This is a genomic window from Streptomyces sp. SAS_270 (genome assembly GCF_052543295.1).
Map to the genome: position 1 here is coordinate 91,567 of NZ_JBMNDS010000025.1, position 18,961 is coordinate 110,527.

16 protein-coding genes are annotated in these 18,961 nt (G+C 70.4%); 6 read left to right on the plus strand and 10 right to left on the minus strand.

Annotation, left to right across the window (positions count from 1 at the left end; all coding sequences use genetic code 11):
* Window positions 1–24: 24 nt before the first annotated feature.
* The 3 genes from ACN6LB_RS19020 to ACN6LB_RS19030 form a co-directional block, all read right to left on the minus strand.
* Entirely contained in the window at window positions 25–3,786 is a 3,762-nt protein-coding gene (locus tag ACN6LB_RS19020; protein ID WP_445026953.1) for a LamG domain-containing protein, read from the minus strand.
* A 380-nt stretch (window positions 3,787–4,166) separates the two neighbouring features.
* The gene (locus tag ACN6LB_RS19025) at window positions 4,167–5,486 is read right to left on the minus strand and encodes a metallophosphoesterase (RefSeq protein WP_445026954.1); all 1,320 of its coding nucleotides are present in this window, start codon (window positions 5,484–5,486) and stop codon (window positions 4,167–4,169) included.
* Window positions 5,487–5,496: 10 nt separating this feature from the next.
* A complete protein-coding gene (locus ACN6LB_RS19030) occupies window positions 5,497–5,739 on the minus strand; it encodes an SCO4848 family membrane protein (RefSeq protein ID WP_356131773.1) in 243 nt (80 codons plus the stop codon).
* Window positions 5,740–5,830: 91 nt separating this feature from the next.
* On the opposite strand from ACN6LB_RS19030, the gene ACN6LB_RS19035 reads away from it, so the two are divergent.
* A complete protein-coding gene (locus tag ACN6LB_RS19035) occupies window positions 5,831–7,156 on the plus strand; it encodes a D-alanyl-D-alanine carboxypeptidase (protein ID WP_445026955.1) in 1,326 nt (441 codons plus the stop codon).
* Here the strand turns inward: ACN6LB_RS19035 and ACN6LB_RS19040 are convergent.
* The 4 genes from ACN6LB_RS19040 to ACN6LB_RS19055 are packed head-to-tail and all read right to left on the minus strand — an operon-like array spanning window position 7,104 to window position 10,063.
* On the minus strand, window positions 7,104–8,105 hold the full coding sequence (locus tag ACN6LB_RS19040; RefSeq protein ID WP_445026956.1) for a YihY/virulence factor BrkB family protein: 1,002 nt from the start codon (window positions 8,103–8,105) through the stop codon (window positions 7,104–7,106). The two genes, ACN6LB_RS19035 and ACN6LB_RS19040, sit on opposite strands and share 53 nt — an antisense overlap.
* On the minus strand, window positions 8,093–8,527 hold the full coding sequence (locus ACN6LB_RS19045) for a GtrA family protein (protein WP_445026957.1): 435 nt from the start codon (window positions 8,525–8,527) through the stop codon (window positions 8,093–8,095). Before ACN6LB_RS19045 ends, ACN6LB_RS19040 begins: the two co-directional genes overlap by 13 nt.
* On the minus strand, window positions 8,524–9,483 hold the full coding sequence (locus ACN6LB_RS19050; RefSeq protein ID WP_445026958.1) for a decaprenyl-phosphate phosphoribosyltransferase: 960 nt from the start codon (window positions 9,481–9,483) through the stop codon (window positions 8,524–8,526). The genes ACN6LB_RS19045 and ACN6LB_RS19050 overlap by 4 nt, the downstream gene beginning before the upstream one ends.
* On the minus strand, window positions 9,476–10,063 hold the full coding sequence (locus ACN6LB_RS19055) for a phosphatase PAP2 family protein (RefSeq protein WP_445026959.1): 588 nt from the start codon (window positions 10,061–10,063) through the stop codon (window positions 9,476–9,478). Before ACN6LB_RS19055 ends, ACN6LB_RS19050 begins: the two co-directional genes overlap by 8 nt.
* Before the next feature lie 142 nt (window positions 10,064–10,205).
* Here ACN6LB_RS19055 and ACN6LB_RS19060 point away from each other — a divergent pair, with 142 nt between their 5' ends.
* A complete protein-coding gene (locus ACN6LB_RS19060; RefSeq protein WP_445026960.1) occupies window positions 10,206–11,555 on the plus strand; it encodes an FAD-binding protein in 1,350 nt (449 codons plus the stop codon).
* Window positions 11,556–11,594: 39 nt separating this feature from the next.
* Window positions 11,595–12,350 (plus strand): decaprenylphospho-beta-D-erythro-pentofuranosid-2-ulose 2-reductase, encoded by a 756-nt coding sequence (locus ACN6LB_RS19065; protein WP_356131755.1) that lies wholly within the window; start codon window positions 11,595–11,597, stop codon window positions 12,348–12,350.
* A 51-nt stretch (window positions 12,351–12,401) separates the two neighbouring features.
* Here the strand turns inward: ACN6LB_RS19065 and ACN6LB_RS19070 are convergent, their stop codons facing one another.
* Together ACN6LB_RS19070 and trpS are read right to left on the minus strand one after the other, a co-directional pair.
* Complete coding sequence (locus ACN6LB_RS19070; RefSeq protein WP_445026961.1) at window positions 12,402–12,983, minus strand: 2'-5' RNA ligase family protein; 582 nt, start codon at window positions 12,981–12,983, stop codon at window positions 12,402–12,404.
* Window positions 12,984–13,167: 184 nt separating this feature from the next.
* On the minus strand, window positions 13,168–14,181 hold the full coding sequence (trpS, locus tag ACN6LB_RS19075) for a tryptophan--tRNA ligase (protein WP_356131749.1): 1,014 nt from the start codon (window positions 14,179–14,181) through the stop codon (window positions 13,168–13,170).
* A 95-nt stretch (window positions 14,182–14,276) separates the two neighbouring features.
* Here trpS and ACN6LB_RS19080 point away from each other — a divergent pair, with 95 nt between their 5' ends.
* The gene (locus tag ACN6LB_RS19080; protein ID WP_445026962.1) at window positions 14,277–14,969 is read left to right on the plus strand and encodes a hypothetical protein; all 693 of its coding nucleotides are present in this window, start codon (window positions 14,277–14,279) and stop codon (window positions 14,967–14,969) included.
* Window positions 14,970–14,996: 27 nt separating this feature from the next.
* Here ACN6LB_RS19080 and ACN6LB_RS19085 read toward each other — a convergent pair whose 3' ends face one another.
* Window positions 14,997–16,442 (minus strand): glycine hydroxymethyltransferase, encoded by a 1,446-nt coding sequence (locus ACN6LB_RS19085; RefSeq protein ID WP_356131743.1) that lies wholly within the window; start codon window positions 16,440–16,442, stop codon window positions 14,997–14,999.
* A 254-nt stretch (window positions 16,443–16,696) separates the two neighbouring features.
* Between ACN6LB_RS19085 and rocD the strand changes: the two genes are divergently transcribed.
* Window positions 16,697–17,902, plus strand: coding sequence for an ornithine--oxo-acid transaminase (gene rocD, locus ACN6LB_RS19090; RefSeq protein ID WP_445026963.1), 1,206 nt, complete (start codon window positions 16,697–16,699; stop codon window positions 17,900–17,902).
* Between the two features lie 50 nt (window positions 17,903–17,952).
* Complete coding sequence (locus ACN6LB_RS19095; RefSeq protein WP_445026970.1) at window positions 17,953–18,786, plus strand: DMT family transporter; 834 nt, start codon at window positions 17,953–17,955, stop codon at window positions 18,784–18,786.
* Window positions 18,787–18,961: the final 175 nt, after the last annotated feature.

Genomic DNA, 18,961 nt, shown 5'->3' on the forward strand with positions numbered 1-18,961 from the left:
CCGCCCGCGCCCACTACCGGTGAGTCAGTCACCCACGGTCGTGTCGACCTGTTCCGAACCGGCCATTGCGCCGGCCCAAATGCGCACCTCCGCGACCCGACCCGGCAGATAGCGCTGCCAGGCACCGCCGGTGAAGCCCTTGCCGACCGCGAAGTCGCCCGAGCCCACCTTCGCGTTGAACGCCTTGGCATCGTCGTTCTGCGTGTGTCCCAGGTAGAGGCTGATCGTGCCTTCCTGCGCGTCGAACACGCCGGTCAGCCGGACCATGCCATCCAGCAGGGCGCTCTCGTCCGAGGAGACGGCGCTGAACGTGCCATCGGCGTTGAGCCGCCCGAAGCGCCAGAACCCGACGGGTACGGTCTTTTCCTCGAAGGTGTCCGGGTCCGTGATGGTCTGCTTGCCCGTCAGGTGATACCAGAACCCCCAGGCAGACCCGTCCGCTGTCCGCTGTCCCAGCACCTGCCCGGTGTACCCGACGTCCTTGCCCGCGAGCTTGTCCCCGTCCAGAGTTGCCAGGGTGGTCGCGGTGAATGACCCGGTGTCATCCACCAACGGCCCGGTGGCTGTGGCCGCGTCGTCCACCCCGTCCAGCACGATCGCCTCACCGTCCACCGACGCTCCGCCCGTCAGCGTCAGCGACTTGCCGTAACCCGAGACAGTGTCCGCGATGGTGGTGCCGTTGCCCCCCTCGCCCGACCAGTCCGCGACCAGTTCCGCCCCCGCGTAATCCTTCGAGACGGCCAGACGGGCCTCCTCGGAAATCTCCGCGGGTGCCAGGGCCCGCTGCCACACGGCCACTTCGTCTGCGGAACCCTGCAGGTAGTCGGTGTAGGCGTCGGCATACATCCCCCGGCCGATCTGCAGCGGACCGGTCGCCTTCCACGCGGTCCCGGCGTCCACCGTGGTCTGCAACTTCCCGTTGAGGTAGAGGCTGATCTTCTTCGTGTCCGCGTCGTGCACCCCGACCACATGAGTCCACACACTGCGTGGAGTTGCCGTCTTGGCCTTGGCCTCACGGAACGTTCCGTCATCGGCCAGCACGCGCATGCTCCAGGTGTTGTCCCCTCCACCTCCGTACGACAGCAGGAACGGACTGTATTTCTTCGCGAAGGGGCTGGCGGTGTCCGGTGACTGGCTCAGTACCGTGAGCGTGTGCGCCGCGCTGGCGTCAACACGCACCCACGCAGAGACCGTGTAGGAGGCTGAGGTGTCGAGCACCTGATCGGCGGTCGCCGCGTACGCGGTCGTGCCGTTGAGTGCGAGCCCCGTGTCGACGACCGGCGTATCCAGCGGCTGGCCCTGCGCATCCTGGGTCATACGGCCACGACGGCCCCGCTTGTCACGGATGGCGTCGCCGGCCAGCGTGGCGTCGTGCCCTGTCGTACCAGCGGCTGCTGCGGAGTCGATCGCGGCACCGTCGGATTCGGAGAAGTGCCAGCGGGCCACAGGGCTGGCACCGTCGTGAACGGCGAAGTCCACGTAGCGCCGGGCACCAGGACGGCCTGAGCCGACGTCGTCCCTGGCACGGACGGCGAGATGGTAGGTGCCTCCGTGATCAGGGGTAATGACGGCCCGCCAACCAATGACGTACGGGCTGCTCTCATCGAGGAGTTGACAGGCAAGGACGGAAATTCCCCCCGAGCACGCCTTCAACGTATTCAGCCAGGATCCCGAATTCAGGCTGTACTCGTAAGCGGCATTGTTCGTGTCGCCTTCAGCAGCTTTGAACGTGAAGATTGCCTTCTGCCCGGGACCGCCCCCGGCCACACAGTCGTTGGTCGTGCACTCTGTGTACGGGGAACCAATGGTCACCTTCGGCGGATGGGGCGCTGTCGGATCGACCTTGAAATAGCACCAACCGGTCGTCGACGCATTCGACGGCCCCGCCAGGTAGCTCCTACCTCCGTCGTAGTACGAGCGCACCCAGGCCCGATAGCGGTAGAGGGTGCCCTCGGTGAGCGCCGACCAGGAAAGCGAAACCTTGGATCCGTCCCCCACGTAGCCATTGGAGGGCACTACATCGCCATTGCCTTCCGAAGTGTCCGCCCAAGTACCGTCACCCTTCTGCTGATCGACGTCGACAGCCACCCTCAACTGCGCATCCTTCTCCCCGCCGGGCTTCGTCTGCGCCGTCGCCATCAGCGATGGCGACGGGTCGGACACCACCAGCGGATCCGATGAATGGCTGTCGCAGGCCGGTTTGTTGTCGACGTTCAGCCCGACGCCAGTCGGCTTGTCAGGCAGCCCGACGAAGTCCACCGCAAGCACAGCATCGTTCTTGAAGCGCTTCCACGCCGACGTGTCCGATTCGTCGTGGGCCCGGACCTCCAGCGTGAGCCGGGAGAACTTGCCCGCGGCGAAGTCCCGCACCGTCGGAGTCAGGTTCTCGTTCGACTCGCCCGGGTTGTCGTTGAACTCGAGAGGTGCGTCCGGCGAATCCGGATCGCACAGCGACCCGCGCCCCGCCGACACGTTCTGGTCCACCATCAAGTCCAGTTCCTTCGGACGCCTCGACCAGATGGTGGAGTCGGAGATGTTGTCTGTACGAACCAGGTCAACCAACCTGGGATCACATTGAAAAGCCCACGGCTCGGTCACCCGGAACGTGGTGTCCAGGACCTTCTTGCCCTTCAGGCTGGCCGGCGAGAACTCGAAATACAGCTTCTGCACATAGCCGGGTCCGCAGGGATAGCCGTTCCACGTGCCGCACTTGCCCGCGCCCTTGCCTTGATCGTCGTCCCCGTTGCCCCAGCCGTACGACTCGTAGCCGTCGCTGCGCAGCAGGGTGCGTTCCGACTCGCCCCATGTCACCGTCGGGTCGATGAACAGGGGGAACGCTGAAGCATCGGTCTTGGTGAGCAACTCCGCGTCCGGCACCACCGACAGCGAGTTCTTGGCGACTTCCACGTCCATGCGGGCCACGGTGTCGCCCTGGCCGGGTTCCAGTCCCGAGCCGGACGGCGCCGACTCCGCCGGATCGGACGGCACCTCCGACCCATCGGCGGCCAACGTCGTCTTCATCAACTGCGCCTGCGTTCCGGCCTGGCCGGCCGAGTCCCACATTTGCGCAGGCGGCGTCTTGAACACCGTACGGCCGCTGTCGTCGACGGCCGCGAGATTCCCAGCTGCTCCCTCACGAACCTTCAGACCCTCGGACTTGAGATCGAATGTGAGCTTCTTCAACTTGTCGCTTGCCGCGGCCTCGGGCGTCTTGACCACGAACACAGGCTGGAAGCTCTCGGGTGTCGCGGTCACTCTCAGGTCGACGCCCGGCAGTACGTCGGCGTACACAGCGCTGGTCCCGTCCAGCTCGGGAGCCGGCAGCGTGCCTGGCCACCCGAGCTCCAGCGACATCCCGTGATCGGCGATCCGGGCCAGGGGAACCTCATCGCCACCTCCCGAGAACGCCATCCCCACGGCAGCCGCCTTGGGCCCCACCGATCCGTCGGAACGTTTCTCCAAGGTCGCGTTCGGCGCCTGCCACCCACCGCCCTGCTTGGCGACGCGCACCGGCACGACCGATTCCTCCAGGGTGAAGGTGTACCCGTCGGGGTTGGCGTACACCGTCGTCCGCTCAGAACGCTCCCCGGTCACCTCTACCCGCCGGCCCGACTGCTGGGCCTCCGTCAGAGCCTGCTGCCCCTCGGACACAGACGCAGGATCCGGCTCCGCCCCCGCGGCGTACGCCTCCGTCCCCGGTACCGTCAACGTCGCAGCCAGCACGGCAAACGCAGCCGCCGCAACACCGGACGACCTGCGCCGCCCGCGTCTCCGACGACCCACCATGCCGCGCCCACCCCAGCCCACCGACACAGAACCCCGCCCCCAGAGTCACAAGATCTTCAAATGTGACCAGGATTCAACCTCCCACTCTCACCCTCCGTCAAGGAAACATCACCAGGCGCGATGACCCCTCTTGGCGCTGCAGTCACTCAGGTGCTCCCCGTCGTGGAGCGCTTAAGAGCTGTTCAGCGCGTGAAGGTGAGCGCTTGCTACTCGACGCAGTCACGTGAGCACGAGGGGCTCGGTTTCAGCCAATCAAGGAGTTCACTTCGGTCTCCGGGCAGGGCTACTCAAGGGCCCTACCCCCCCTTTACTGCACGGCAATGAGCCGACATCGAGCCATCCAGCGAGTCTGTGTGCCAGAACACATCAGCGGAATCCGCTCACGCCCGCAGCGACGCCAGCTCCACCACAGTGATGTCCGACGGCGCCCCCACCCGCACCGGCGGCCCCCAGGCCCCCGCGCCCCGGGACACGTACAACTGCGTGTCGCCGTAACGCTCCAGTCCCGCAACCGTCGGATTGGCGAGCTCGGCCACAAGGTTGCCCGGCCACAGCTGGCCGCCGTGGGTGTGTCCGGACAGCTGGAGGTCGACTCCGTGTCGTACGGCGTCGTGGATCTGTACCGGCTGGTGGGCGAGGAGTACGCACGCCCTTGTCCGGTCGCGATCGCCCAGCGCCGCGCCGAAGTCGGGGCCCTGACCCTCGCTCTCTCCCTGCAGGTCGTTGACGCCGGCGAGGTCGAAGCCGTCCACCTCCACCCGGGCGTTCTCCAGGGGGTGGATCCCCAACTCCCGTACTTCCTCGACCCATTGGGCGGCCCCGGAGAAGTACTCGTGATTCCCCGTCACGAAGAACGAGCCGTGCCGGGCCCGGAGCTGCGCAAGCGGAGCAGCAGCAGGCCCGAGGTCCTTGACGCTGCCGTCGACCAGATCCCCCACCACCGCGATCAGGTCGGGCTGCGTCGAGTTGATCGTGTCGACGACCTTCTGGGCGAAGCCCCGCCCGAGCACCGGCCCCAGGTGGATGTCGCTCACCACGGCGATCCGGAACCCATGAGCAGAACGCGGCAGCTTGGCCAGCGGAACGGTTACCCGCTTGATCCTGGGCCCGCGCAGGACGCCGTACGCCCCGTATCCGACCGTCCCCACCGCACCGGCAGCGACCGCACCACCCACCACGCGCGAGACGAAGAGCCGCCGACTGGGATCCCCGTTGGACTCCTCTTTGGACTCCTCGCCCCCACTCACCGGCGGCCGCGTACGGACCGCAGGGGGCGGGCCGGAACGTCCGCCCGCAGCGGATGGCGCGTCAACGCCCTCCGCCTGAAACACGACCGATTCCGCGCCGGACCGAGGACGGATGCTCCGGCCCGGCCCCGACCGATGTCCGAGCAGGCGCCGAACGACGGGCCGCACAAGCTCTCCGGCGAGAACCCCCAGCAGCAGGTAGATCGCGAGCGCCATCCACAGGAACCCGGGCCAGCCGACCACCTGCTGCACCCAGAGCGGCGCCCCACCCCGCTCGGCGACCAGCGCGCCGACCATCAGCACGGGCCCGGCGACGATCACCCCGGTACCGACGCGCCGGGCAACCCCCGCCCCCCGCGTCGTGTCCCGCACGAGCCGCCGCCACACATACCAGTGCAGCCCCGCGACCACGCCGAGAACGACCAGCCCCACCAGCACGAAGACGACGATCACGTATCCCCCGTTATGACGTGCGGCGCAGGGCGCGAACTCCGCGCAACCCGATGCCCCCGACGACCGTCCCAAGAACAAAGGAGACGACGGCGAGCGTCAGATGCACCCAGAAGTACGCCGTCGGGTCCCCCGCGTCGTCGAACGCGAGCCCGCTGCCGTCCTTCCACAGGTTCTTGACGAAAGTGATCCAGATGATCCAGCTCCACACCCCGAAGGCGAGCAGGAACCAGGAGACGGGGCGGCTGAGCTTCATACGTTCAGTATCGCCGCCGTTCGCCGGGCGCCGCGGCCGGGGTGGGGAGGGCCGCGCGACTTCACGCGCTGTGGCATGTACGTTTCCGACCGTGCCCGCACCTCAGAAGACCGCCAAGCGCACCTTGCTGGTCGCCTCCGCCACACTGCTGACCCTCTCGCTGACGGCGCCCGCGTTCGCCGACGGGAGCACGTCGCCGAGTCCCACGACCAGCCCGTCGACGACCTCCTCGGCCGACCCGTCCTCCTCGGCCGACCCGTCGGGGACTCCTTCGGTGACACCCCCGCCGAACATGTCGACCGTCGGCGGAGCGCAGCTCGGCCGTCCCGGCACGCAGGCGAACCTCGGCAGTGGTGCCCCCGTGCTCCCGAAGGACCTGACCGCCCGCTCGTGGATCGTCTCCGACGCCGAGTCGGGTGACGTTCTCGCCGCGCACAACGCGCACTGGCGGCTGCCCCCGGCGAGCACCCTGAAGATGCTCTTCGCCGACACACTGCTGCCCCGCTTCCCGAAGACGATGACGCACAAGGTCGCGTTGTCGGACCTCGCGGGCGTCGGCGCGGGCTCCAGCATGGTGGGGATAAAGGAGAACGAGACGTACTCGGTCCACGACCTGTGGCTCGGCGTCTTCCTTCGTTCCGGCAACGACGCGGTGCACGTCCTGTCCGCGATGAACAAGGGCGTCGACCAGACGGTCAAGGACATGCAGGAGCACGCCGAGGACCTCCAGGCCCTCGACACGCATGTCGTCAGCCCGGACGGCTACGACGAGAAGGGCCAGGTCTCCTCGGCGTACGACCTGAGCCTGTTCGCCCGCTCCGGCCTGCAGAAGAAGGACTTCCGGGAGTACTGCTCCACGGTCACGGCGAAGTTCCCGGGCGAGACGAAGAAGAACAAGAAGGGCAAGAAGACCCGGGAGTCCTTCGCGATCCAGAACACCAACCGCCTGCTCGCCGGCGACAGCGACATCACCCCGTACCAGGGCATCGCAGGGGTGAAGAACGGCAACACCACCAACGCGGGCGCGACCTTCACCGGCGTCGCGGAGCGCGGCGGCAAGGTGCTGCTCGTCACGGTGATGAACCCGGAGAAGGACGAGCACAACGAGGTCTACAAGGAAGCGGCGAAGCTGCTCGACTGGGGCTTCCAGGCGGCCGACAAGGTCCAGCCGGTGGGTGAGCTGGTCGCGCCGAAGGGCGTCGAGCCGAGCGCGCAGGCGGGGGCGAACGCGTCTCCGGACGGCGCCGCCTCCGGCAAGCCGGTGGCCGCGGCCTCGGACGCGAAGCTGCGGACGGGCGGCATCGGCGTCGCGCTGGGCATCGCGGGCGGCGTGCTGGTGCTGCTCGCCGCGGGGATCTTCCTGGTCAACCGCCGCTGGCCGCTGCCCGATCTGGTGCGTCGCCGTTCGGGCCGCTGACCTGGGCCTCCCCCTCCGCCTCCTCGGCGCTCTCAGCCCCCTCGGCCTGCTCCTCGTCCCCCTCGGCCTGCTCCTCGTCCCCCTCGGCCTGCTCCTCGTCCCCCTCGCTCTGCGTCGCCGTCCACGCGGCGCAGAAGAGCACGAGCTTCGAGGTGAAGTTGATCCACAGCAGTAGCGCGACGGGCACGCCGAAGGCGCCGTACATGCTCTTCGAGGCGACGCCCTGGATATAGCCGCTGAGCAGCAGCTTCAGCAGCTCGAAGCCGACCGCGCCGATCAGCGCGGCGGTGATCAGCCGGCGCCGCGGGGGCTCGACCCCGGGCAGCAGTGTGAGGACGTACAGCAGGAGGAGGAAGTCGGCGAGGACGGCGACGAGGAACGCGGCGGTCCGCAGCACGAGGCTGCCCCAGCCGCCCCGTTCGATGCCGAGCTGGTCGGCGATCCAGCCGACCATGGCGGAGGCGACGGTCGACGCGGCGATGGTGACGAGGACGGCGCCGCCGAGGCCGACGAGCACGCCGCCGTCCTTGAGCTTGCGCACGAGGGGGTTGCCCTCCTCGTCGTCGCGCTCCCACACCGCGCGCAGGCACTCCCGCATCGAGCCGACCCAGCCGATGCCGGTGACCAGCAGCAGGGCGCCCGCGATGACGCCGACGGTGCCCGCGTTCTGGGCCAGCGAGTGGATGTCCATCTGGTCGGAGATGCCGGGGACCTGGTCGGCGATCTTGTCCTGGAGGTCCGTCTGCTGACGGTCGCTGAGCGTGGCGGCGGCGATCGCGGCGGCGACGGTGAGCAGCGGGAAGAGCGCGATGAAGCTGATGAAGGTCATCGCCGCGGCGAGTCGCGTCCACTTGACCCGGTCCAGGCGCTCGTAGGAGCGCCACGCGTGCGTGGTCATCAGCCAGGTGACCACCGGCCCGATACCGGGGAGCTTTTTCAGCCAGTCCATGATCCGATTCTTCCCTCCCGCCGGAACACCCATGTCCGGGTACCCCAGAACCGCAGGACAGTGGCGAGCGCCATGCCGATCCCGGCGCCCGAGACGGTGTCCGCGCGCGGCGAGGTGAAGCCGAGCCCGTAGTGGCTGACGGCGATGCACAGCAGCTGGACGAGGGCTCCGGCGACGTTCACGGCGAAGAAGGCGCCGTACTGGCGCAGTCCGCGTGGGGCGTTGCGGTACGTGCCGAGTGCGTTGCCCGCGTACGCGACCGAGCAACCGGCCATGAAGGAGAGCGACTTGGCGGTCATCGGGTCGAGCCCGACGGGCCCGCGCAGCCAGACGAAGAGGCCGAGATCGGCGGCGTAGGCGAGAAGTCCGGCGGTGGCGAAGCCGAACAGCTCGTGGACCAGGGGCCGTTGGGCGATGCTCACCAGTTGGCCACCGCGAGACCGTACATGGCCAGCCAGGCCAGGCCGATGAGGGCGAGCGCACGGTCGCGCAGGACGACGTCCTCGGGCTCGCCCGCCGTGCCCCGGTCGGCGAAGACGGCGTAGCGCAGGATGGCCAGAATGTAAGCCACCATCGACAACTGCCGCCACGGCAGCACGCTGGTGCTGGGCACGCCGCCCTCCTCCAGGGCCCACAGGCAGTAGCCGAGGACGGAGACCCCGGCGGCCAGTTGCCACACGAAGCGCAGGTAGCCGGTGGTGTACTCGGTGAGCAACGCCCGTGTGGCGCCTGCCTTTCCGGCCATCTGGACGGCTTCGGAGTACCGCTTCGCCGAGACCATGAACAGCGCGCCGAAGCCGGTGGTGATGAGGAACCAGCGCGAGAGCGGGATGCCGAGCGCGAGCCCGCCGATCATCGCGCGCATCACGAACCCTGTCGTGACGACGACGAGGTCGACGACGAGGACGTGCTTGAGGCTGACGCAGTACGCGAGTTGCATGCCGAGGTAGGCGGTGAGCAGCGCCGAGGTGAAGGGCGAGCAGAGCCAGGCGGCGGCGGTGGGGGCGAGGACGGCGAGGACGCCGCCGACAGCGTAGGCGACGGGGACGGGGACCTGTCCGGCGGCGACCGGACGGTGCCGTTTGACGGGGTGGGCGCGGTCGGCGGCCGCGTCCCGGGCGTCGTTGATCAGGTAGACGGCGCTCGCGCAGGCCGTGAACAGAACGAAGACGAGGGCGAGTTGGGTGAGGGAGTGGCGTGAGAAGAGCCGGCCGGCGGCGGCCGGGGCGGCGACGACGAGCACGTTCTTGACCCACTGCCGAGGGCGGGCGGTGCGCAGCAGCCCCCGCACGAGTCCGCCGGGCCGCGCGGGCGCCGGGGAGGTGCTACGGCGTCCGGTGGTGGCGCGGTCGGTGAGCAGTACCGTGCGCTCAGCCATGGTCGGCTCCCATCCAGCGGGCAGCCGGGCCCGCGTCGGCTCCCATCCAGCGGGCGCCGAGGCGGGCCGTCAGGGCACCCAGGGCCGCGCCCGCGGCGACGTCCGAGGGGTAGTGCACGCCGACGACCAGCCGGGACAGGCACATGGCGGCGGCGACCGGGGCGACCACGGGGGCGCCCAGCGCACCGTAGGCGACCGCGGCGGCGGCGGCCGAGGTGGCGTGCGAGCTGGGGAAGGAGTGACGTCCGGCGGTGCGGACCAGCGGCCGCACATGTGCGGGGCGCGGGCGGCGCACGAGCCGCTTCACCCCCATGCTGGCCAGATGGGCGCCGGCGGTGAGTGCCGTGCCGCGCAGCCAGGCGCGGCGCCGTTCCCGGTCGACCGCCGCGCCCGCGAGCCCGGCGGCGAGCCACAGCGCGCCGTGCTCCCCGGCCCGGGACAGGCCGCGTGCGAGGGCGGCCACCCGCGGATCGGCGCCGTACGCGTGCAGCGTCGACAGCAGCCGGCGGTCCATGCCGGCGAAGTCGTCGCCAAGATCATCGTCAAGAACGTCGGCAAGGTCGCCGTCAAGGTCGTCCATGTGATCTCACTCTTCTAGGGAGTGAGCGCAGAACTACGGCAATCTAGGACGACATCCCATTAATCACCCATTTCGGTGAGGGGCCGTGCGGATCGGGGTGATTAGGTAGTTATGCACCCTTTCCGGGGCTACGGTCACGGCCATGCCTGCCGACACCGTCTCCGTCACGGGTTGGGGCCGCACCGCCCCGACCGCCGCCCGCCTGGTCCGCCCGCGCACCTACGAGGAGATGGTGGCCGCCGTCCGGGAGTGCGGGGCGCGCGGTGGCATCGCGCGCGGGCTCGGGCGGGCGTACGGGGACGCCGCCCAGAACGCGGGCGGGGCCGTGTTCGACATGACGGGACTCGACCGCATCCACGCCATCGACGCGGACGGCGGCACGGTGCTGTGCGACGCGGGCGTCTCCCTGCACCGGCTGATGGAAGTCCTGCTGCCGCTCGGCTGGTTCGTGCCCGTCACGCCCGGGACCCGCTATGTGACGGTCGGCGGCGCGATCGGCGCGGACATCCACGGCAAGAACCACCATGTGTCGGGGTCGTTCGCCCGCCATGTGCTCTCCTTCGAGCTGCTGACCGCGGACGGCGGGATCCGTACGGTCGGCCGTGACACCCCCCTCTTCGACGCCACCGCGGGCGGCATGGGCCTGACCGGGGTGATCCTCACGGCGACCGTCCAACTGCAGCCCGTCGAGACCTCGTTGATGATGGTCGACACCGAACGCGCCGTCGACCTGGACGACCTGATGGCCCGCCTCACCGCCACCGACCACCTCCACCGCTACTCGGTGGCCTGGATCGACCTGCTCGCACGCGGCCGTTCGCTGGGCCGCGCGGTGCTCACCCGCGGCGACCACGCCCCGCTGGACGCTTTGCCGGACCGCGCCCGCCGCCACCCGCTGGCGTTCCGCCCCGCCCAGCTCCCGGCCGCCCCCGCCTTCGTCCCCGAAGGCCTCCTCGGCCGCACCACGGTCGGCCTCTTCAACGAGCTCTGGTACCGCAAGGCGCCCGTCGCGCGCACCGGCCAGCTCCAGAAGATCTCCACCTTCTTCCACCCCCTCGACGGGGTCCCGCACTGGAACCGGATCTACGGGCGCGGCGGCTTCGTGCAGTACCAGTTCGCCGTCGGGTACGGGCAGGAGGACGCCCTGCGCCGGATCGTGCACCGCATCTCCGCGCACCGCTGCCCGTCCTTCCTCGCCGTCCTCAAGCGGTTCGGGGAGGGCGATCCGGGCTGGCTGTCCTTCCCGATGCCGGGCTGGACGCTCGCCCTGGACATCCCCGCCAACCTGCCCGGCCTCGGCGCGTTCCTCGACGAGCTGGACGTGGAGGTCGCGGCGGCGGACGGCCGCGTGTACCTCGCCAAGGACGCGCGGCTGCGGCCGGAACTGCTGGCGGGGATGTATCCGCGGCTGGCCGAATTCCAGGCCCTGCGGGCCGAGTTGGATCCGCGGGGCGTATTCGCCTCGGACCTGTCCCGTCGACTGAACTTCTGAACTTGAACTCATGAACTTGAACTTCTAGGAGAAGCTGCCATGAAGGACGCCTTCGGCACCCCCCAGTCCCTGCTCATCCTCGGCGGCACCTCCGAGATCGCCCTCGCCACCGCCCGCCGGCTGATCGCCCGCCGCACCCGCACGGTGTGGCTGGCCGGCCGGCCCTCCCCCGAGCTGGAGAAGGCCGCAGCCCATCTGCGCGCGCTCGGCGCGGACACCCGGACCGTCGACTTCGACGCGCTCGACCCCCACTCCCACGAGACCGCGCTCGGCAAGGTCTTCGCCGAGGGCGACCTCGACATGGTGCTGCTCGCCTTCGGGGTCCTCGGCGACCAGGCGCGCGACGAGAAGGAGCCGGTGTCCGCGGTGCGGGTCGCCCAGACCAACTACACGGGCGCCGTGTCGGCGGGGCTGGTGTGCGCGCGGGCGCTCCAGACGCAGGGCCACGGCTCGCTCGTGGTGCTCTCCTCGGTCGCCGGGGAGCGCGCCCGCCGCGCCAACTTCATCTACGGCTCCAGCAAGGCGGGCCTGGACGCCTTCGCCCAGGGCCTCGGCGACGCGCTGCACGGCACCGGCGTGCACGTCATGGTCGTACGCCCCGGATTCGTGCGTACGAGGATGACGGCGGGCCTGACGGAAGCCCCGCTGGCCACCACGCCGGAAGCGGTCGCGACGGCGATCGAGCTGGGGCTGCGGCGGCGGTCCGAGACGGTGTGGGTGCCGGGCGCGCTGCGGCTGGTGATGTCGGCGCTGCGGCATGTGCCGCGGCCGCTGTTCCGACGGCTGCCGCTGTAGTCGAAGACCTCTGAGCAGGCTCGGCGAACCGCGCGGCCGGCCACGACGGGCTCAGCGGGCGGGCGTGCTGTCCCGCTCCGCGGGGGCGGCGGCCTGCGGCGGGACGACGGCGCCGCCGAACGCGAACTCGCGGAGCTTGCGCCACACGCCGTCGGCGCCCTGTTCGTAGAGCGCGAAGCCCGTGCACGGCCACTGCGCCTCGTAGCCGGAGAGCTCCTCGAACGCGCGGTCCATCGCCGCGTCCTCGATGCCGTGCGCCACGGTGACGTGCGGGTGGTAGGGGAAGTGCAGCTCGCGCGCCACGGGCCCGGAGGCGTCGCGGACCTGCTTCTGCAGCCAGGTGCAGGCCGCGGCGCCCTCGACGACCTGGACGTAGACCACCGGGGAGAGCGGGCGGAAGGTGCCCGTCCCGGACAGCCGCATCGGGAAGGGGCGCCCGGCGGCCGCGACCTCGACGAGGTGCGCCTCGATCGCGGGCAGCGCCGAGTCCTCGACCTCCGTCGGCGGCAGCAGGGTGACGTGCGTGGGGATACCGGAAGCCGCGGGGTCGCCGAAGCCCGCGCGCCGCTCCTGGAGCAGGCTGCCGTGAGGCTCCGGGACCGCGATCGAGACACCGATCGTTACGGTCCCCACGTCGTCTCCTTCGTCGTGTTGAGGTGTCGTGGTGTTGTCGTGCTGTCGGGTCGAGCCGGCCCGGCAGGCAGGCGCGACTGCCGGCTCGACTGTCGACTGTACGGCCGTGCGGCCCCGTAGCGGGCGTCGCAGCGGTGTCGTGCTCGTCTCTTACCGGCGGTCGCGCCGGCGGTCGGACCCGGTGTCAGTGCTTGGCGGGCAGAAAGCCCACCTTGTCGTACGCCTGGGAGAGCGTCTCCGCGGCGACGGCGCGCGCCTTCTCGGCACCCTTGGCCAGGATCGAGTCGAGCGTCTCCGGGTCGTCCAGATACTGCTGGGTGCGCTCCCGGAACGGCGTCACGAAGTCGACCATGACCTCGGCGAGGTCCGTCTTGAGCGCACCGTAGCCCTTGCCGGCGTAGTTCTGCTCCAGTTCCGCGATACCGGTTCCGGTGAGCGTCGAGTAGATGGTCAGCAGGTTGCTGATACCCGGCTTCTCGGCCACGTCATACCTGATGACCGTGTCGGTGTCGGTGACCGCGCTCCTGACCTTCTTCGCCGTCGCCTTCGGCTCGTCGAGGAGGTTGATCAGGCCCTTCGGCGTGGACGCCGACTTGCTCATCTTGATCGACGGGTCCTGGAGATCGAAGATCTTCGCCGTCTCCTTGAGGATGTACGGCTTCGGGATCACGAAGGTCTCGCCGAAGCGGCCGTTGAACCGCTCGGCGAGGTCGCGGGTCAGCTCGACGTGCTGGCGCTGGTCCTCGCCGACCGGGACCTCGTGCGCCTGGTACAGCAGGATGTCCGCGACCTGGAGGACGGGGTACGTGAACAGGCCGACGGAGGCCCGGTCCGCGCCGTGTCTGACCGACTTGTCCTTGAACTGGGTCATGCGGGACGCCTCACCGAAACCGGTCAGGCAGTTCATGACCCAGGCGAGCTGGGCGTGCTCGGGCACATGGCTCTGCACGAAGAGCGTGCAGCGATCCGCGTCGAGACCGGCGGCGAGGAGCTGCGCGGCGGCGAGCCGGGTGTTGGCGCGCAGCTCGGCCGGGTCCTGCGGAACGGTGATCGCGTGCAGGTCGACGACCATGTAAAACGCGTCGTGGGACTCCTGCAGGGCGACCCACTGGCGGACGGCGCCGAGGTAGTTGCCGAGGTGGAACGAGCCTGCTGTGGGCTGGATTCCGGAGAGCACGCGAGGACGATCAGAGGCCATGTTCACCATTCTCTCAGGTGTACGGGCACGATCAGGGACAGGGCGGAAACAGACGGGAACCTATCCGTCGGCGACGGTGTAACAAGGGGGAAGACATGGGAGGGAGACCGATGCGCGGGTTCGGTGGGCTGGTGGCGGTGACGGCGGCTGCGGCCGTGGTGCTGACGGGGCCGGGGGCGTCCCGGGCGCAGGCCACGGACCGGGACGTACCCGATCTCGCGCTCGTCGTGACGAACGGCACAGCGCGGACGGTCGCCCTGCGGTCCGGCCAGCGGGACTTCGCCCGCCTGTGGCAGTTGCTGGCGCCCACGGACACGGACAGCGAGGCGGTCCCGGAGGCCTGGCAGGAGGGCCGCCTCCCGCAGGTGCGGGTCACCGTGCTGTGGGGCATGACGGGCATCGGTGGCTGGCCGTACACGCAGCGGGCGCCCGGCGGGGACATCGCCATGGAGCGCGTGGACCAGGTGTTCCAGGCGGCCGACGGCGTGGTGTGGGTGCGCACGGACCCGGCGCCCGACGTGGAGGACGACGACATCCGCTGGCACCGGGCGTCACGGACGGTCTTCGACGAGCTGAACCGGGACGGGCTGCTCGGACCCGCGCGTACGGCCACCACCACGTCCGCCGCGGCGGACAAGGGGACGTCGGACAGCGTGCGGTGGGCGGTCACGGGGCTCGCCGGGGGCCTGGTCCTCGGCGTGGGCGGCAGTCTGCTGATACGCCGCGGGGCGGCCCGGCACGAGCCCGGACCGCCGCGGGAGCCACGACAGGAACTGATCGATCTGTGAACCCCGCGGGGATCGGCCGCGCGGGGATCAGCCGAGGTCGATCTCCGGGTACAGCGGGAAACCGGTCAGCAGGTCGGTCGCGCGGTGGGCGATCTCGTCCGCGATCTTCGGGTCCAGCACGTGCTGGGCCTTGGACGGGGCGCCCTTGCTGGTGGTGCCCGGCTCGGCGGTGGTCAGGACGCGGTCGATGAGGCCCGCGATCTCGTCCATCTCGGCCGCGCCCAGGCCGCGCGTGGTGAGCGCCGGGGTGCCGATGCGGATGCCGGAGGTGTACCACGCGCCGTTCGGGTCGGCGGGGATGGCGTTGCGGTTGGTGACGATGCCCGAGTCGAGCAGGGCGGTCTCCGCCTGGCGGCCGGTGAGGCCGTAGGAGGAGGCGACGTCGATCAGGTTGAGGTGGTTGTCGGTGCCGCCGGTGACCAGGGTGGCGCCGCGCCGCATCAGGCCCTCGGCGAGCGCGCGGGCGTTGTCGACGACCGCCTGGGCGTAGTCGCGGAACTCGGGGCGGCGGGCCTCGGCGAGGGCGACGGCCTTGGCCGCCATGACGTGCGGGAGCGGGCCGCCCAGCACCATCGGGCAGCCGCGGTCGACCTGGTCCTTGAGCGAGTCGTCGCACAGGACCATGCCGCCGCGCGGGCCGCGCAGCGACTTGTGCGTGGTGGTGGTGACGATCTGGGCGTGCGGGACCGGGTCGAAGTCACCGGTGAGGACCTTGCCGGCGACGAGACCGGCGAAGTGCGCCATGTCGACCATGAGCGTCGCGCCGACCTCGTCGGCGATCTCCCGCATGATGCGGAAGTTCACCAGGCGCGGGTAGGCGGAGTACCCGGCGACGATGATCAGCGGCTTGAACTCGCGGGCGGACGCGCGCAGGGCCTCGTAGTCGATGAGGCCGGTGGCCGGGTCGGTGCCGTAGGAGCGCTGGTCGAACATCTTGCCGGAGATGTTCGGGCGGAAGCCGTGCGTGAGGTGGCCGCCCGCGTCCAGGGACATGCCCAGCATGCGCTGGTTGCCGAAGGCCCGGCGCAGCTCGGCCCAGTCGGCGTCGGAGAGGTCGTTCACGTTGCGGACGCCGGCCTCGGCGAGCGCCGGGGCCTCCACACGGTCGGCGAGGACGGCCCAGAAGGCGACCAGGTTGGCGTCGATGCCGGAGTGCGGCTGGGCGTAGGCGTGCCGGGCGCCGAAGAGTTCGCGGGCGTGCTCGGCGGCGAGGGCCTCGACGGTGTCCACGTTGCGACAGCCGGCGTAGAAGCGGCGGCCGACGGTGCCCTCGGCGTACTTGTCGCTGAACCAGTTGCCCATGGCCAGGAGGGTGGCCGGGGAGGCGTAGTTCTCGGAGGCGATCAGCTTGAGCATCTCGCGCTGGTCGTGCACCTCCTGGCCGATGGCGTCGGCCACGCGCGGTTCGACGGCACGGATCACGTCGAGGGCGGCGCGGAAGGCGGTGGATTCGGTGGAGAGGGGTTCTGACATCGGCGGGACCTCCGGACGGCGTGGGTTCAGCGTTCACGGTTCGGCCCAGGCGCACGGCACACAGTCGCTGGACCGCCGTACTTCCGTACGACGTCCAGGGCCGCTCCCCGATGGTCGGTCCCATCCCAGCGCGCCAGTCACGGCCCGCCGGTCAGCCTACCGGGCGCGCCGGATCGCCGGGTTCCTGCGTCCACCATGCGAGCGACGATAGGAAGGGGGCCACAAGCACCCGTGCGGTTGGAGAGGGAGACCCCGTGAGCACTACCGAAACCCTGATCGCCGCCGCCGACGCGCACAGCGCGCACAACTACCACCCGCTGCCGGTCGTCGTGGCGACCGCGGACGGCGCCTGGATGACGGACGTCGAGGGCCGCCGCTACCTCGACCTGCTGGCCGGATACTCGGCGCTGAACTTCGGCCACGGCAACCGGCGGCTGATCGACGCGGCAAGAGCCCAGCTGGAGCGGGTGACGCTGACCTCGCGGGCCTTCCACCACGACCGGTTCGCCGACTTCTGCGGGCAGCTCGCCGAGCTGTGCGGGATGGAGCTGGTGCTGCCGATGAACACCGGCGCGGAGGCCGTGGAGACCGCGGTGAAGGCGGCCCGCAAGTGGGGCTACCGGGTCAAGGGCGTGCCCTCCGGGATGGCGAAGATCGTCGTCGCGGCGGGCAACTTCCACGGCCGTACGACGACGATCATCAGCTTCTCCACCGACCGCGAGGCACGGGCGGACTACGAGCCGTACACACCGGGCTTCGAGATCGTGCCGTACGGCGATCTCACCGCGATGCGTGCCGCACTCACGGAGAACGCGGTGGCGGTGCTCCTGGAGCCGATCCAGGGCGAGGCGGGGGTGCTGGTGCCGCCGGCCGGCTATCTGGCGGGCGTGCGGGAGCTGACGCGCGAGCGCGGTGTCCTGTTCGTCGCGGACGAGATCCAGTCGGGCCTCGGCCGCACCGGGAGGACGTTCGCGTGCGAGCACGAGGGTGTGGTGCCCGACATGTACGTGCTGGGCAAGGCGCTCGGCGGCGGGATCGTGCCCGTCTCGGCGGTGGTGTCCTCGCGTGAGGTGCTCGGTGTGTTCCGGCCGGGCGAGCACGGGTCGACGTTCGGCGGGAACCCCCTCGCGTGCGCGGTGGCGCTGGAGGTGATCGCGATGCTGCGCTCGGGCGACTTCCAGCGCCGGGCGGCGGAGCTGGGCGACCATCTCCACCGCGAACTCGGCCTGTTGACCGGTTCCGGCCATGTGACCGAGGTCCGCGGGCGCGGCCTGTGGGCGGGCGTCGACATCGATCCGGCGTACGGCACGGGCCGGGAGATCTCCGAGAAGCTGATGGACCGCGGTGTGCTGGTCAAGGACACGCACGGCTCGACGATCCGGATCGCCCCGCCGCTGGTGATCACCAAGGAGGATCTGGACTGGGGGCTGGGCCAGTTGCGGGGCGTGCTGGGCGCCTGAGCGACGGCCTCGCCACCCCCTTCCCCTACAGTCACTTCGTGCTCTTCGGAATGGTGTGCGCCCTTGGCGCAGCGGTCTGCTTCGGTACGGCGACGGTGTTGCAGGCGATCGCCGCACGGGCGGTTGCCGACGACTCGGCGCCCGGCGGCGAGGCCGCGCTGCTGCTGCGGGCGCTGCGGCAGTGGCGGTATCTGGCGGGGCTCGCGCTCGACGGGGTCGGATTCCTGCTCCAGATCGCCGCGTTGCGCTCCATTCCCATCTACGCCGTCGGCGCGGCGCTCGCCGCGAGCCTCGCCGTGACCGCCGTCGTCGCCGCCCGGCTGCTGGACGTGCGGCTGAGCCGGGTCGAGTGGGGCGCGGTGGGCGTCGTGTGCGCGGGCCTTGCGATGCTCGGGCTGGCGTCCGGGACGGAGGGGGAGCGGGCCGGGTCGCTGACGCTCAAGTACGTGATGCTCGGTACGGCGGTGGGGGTGCTGCTGCTCGGGGGTGTCGCCGGGCGGCTGCCCGAGCGTGGGCGGGCGTTGACGCTCGGGCTCGGGGCGGGGTTCGGGTTCGGGGTCGTCGAGGTGACGGTGCGGCTCATCGACGACCTCGGGGTCGGCGCGCTGCTCTCCAACCCTGCGACGTATGCGTTGCTGTTGGGTGGTGGCGCGGCGTTTGTGCTGCTCACGTCCGCGTTGCAGCGGGGGTCGGTGACCACCGCCACCGCCGGGCTGGTGATCGGGGAGACGATCGGGCCCGCGGTGGTGGGGGTGGTGTGGCTCGGGGACCGGACCCGGGAGGGTCTGGGCTGGCTGGCCGTCCTCGGCTTCGCCGTCGCGGTGGCCGGTGCGTTGGCGCTGGCGCGGTTCGGGGAGGCGCCGGCGGTGGAGGCCGAGGTTTGATTCGCCCCCTCCGCCCCTACCCATCCCGTTGACCTGGGGGCTGCGCCCCCTCTCCCCCTGCATCGCGCTTCGCGCTCGTCCTCAAACGCCGGACGGGCTGAAATCTCTCCGGCCGACGTAGCAATTCAGCCTCTCCGGCGTTTGACGAGCGGGGGTTCGGGGGCGGAGCCCCCGA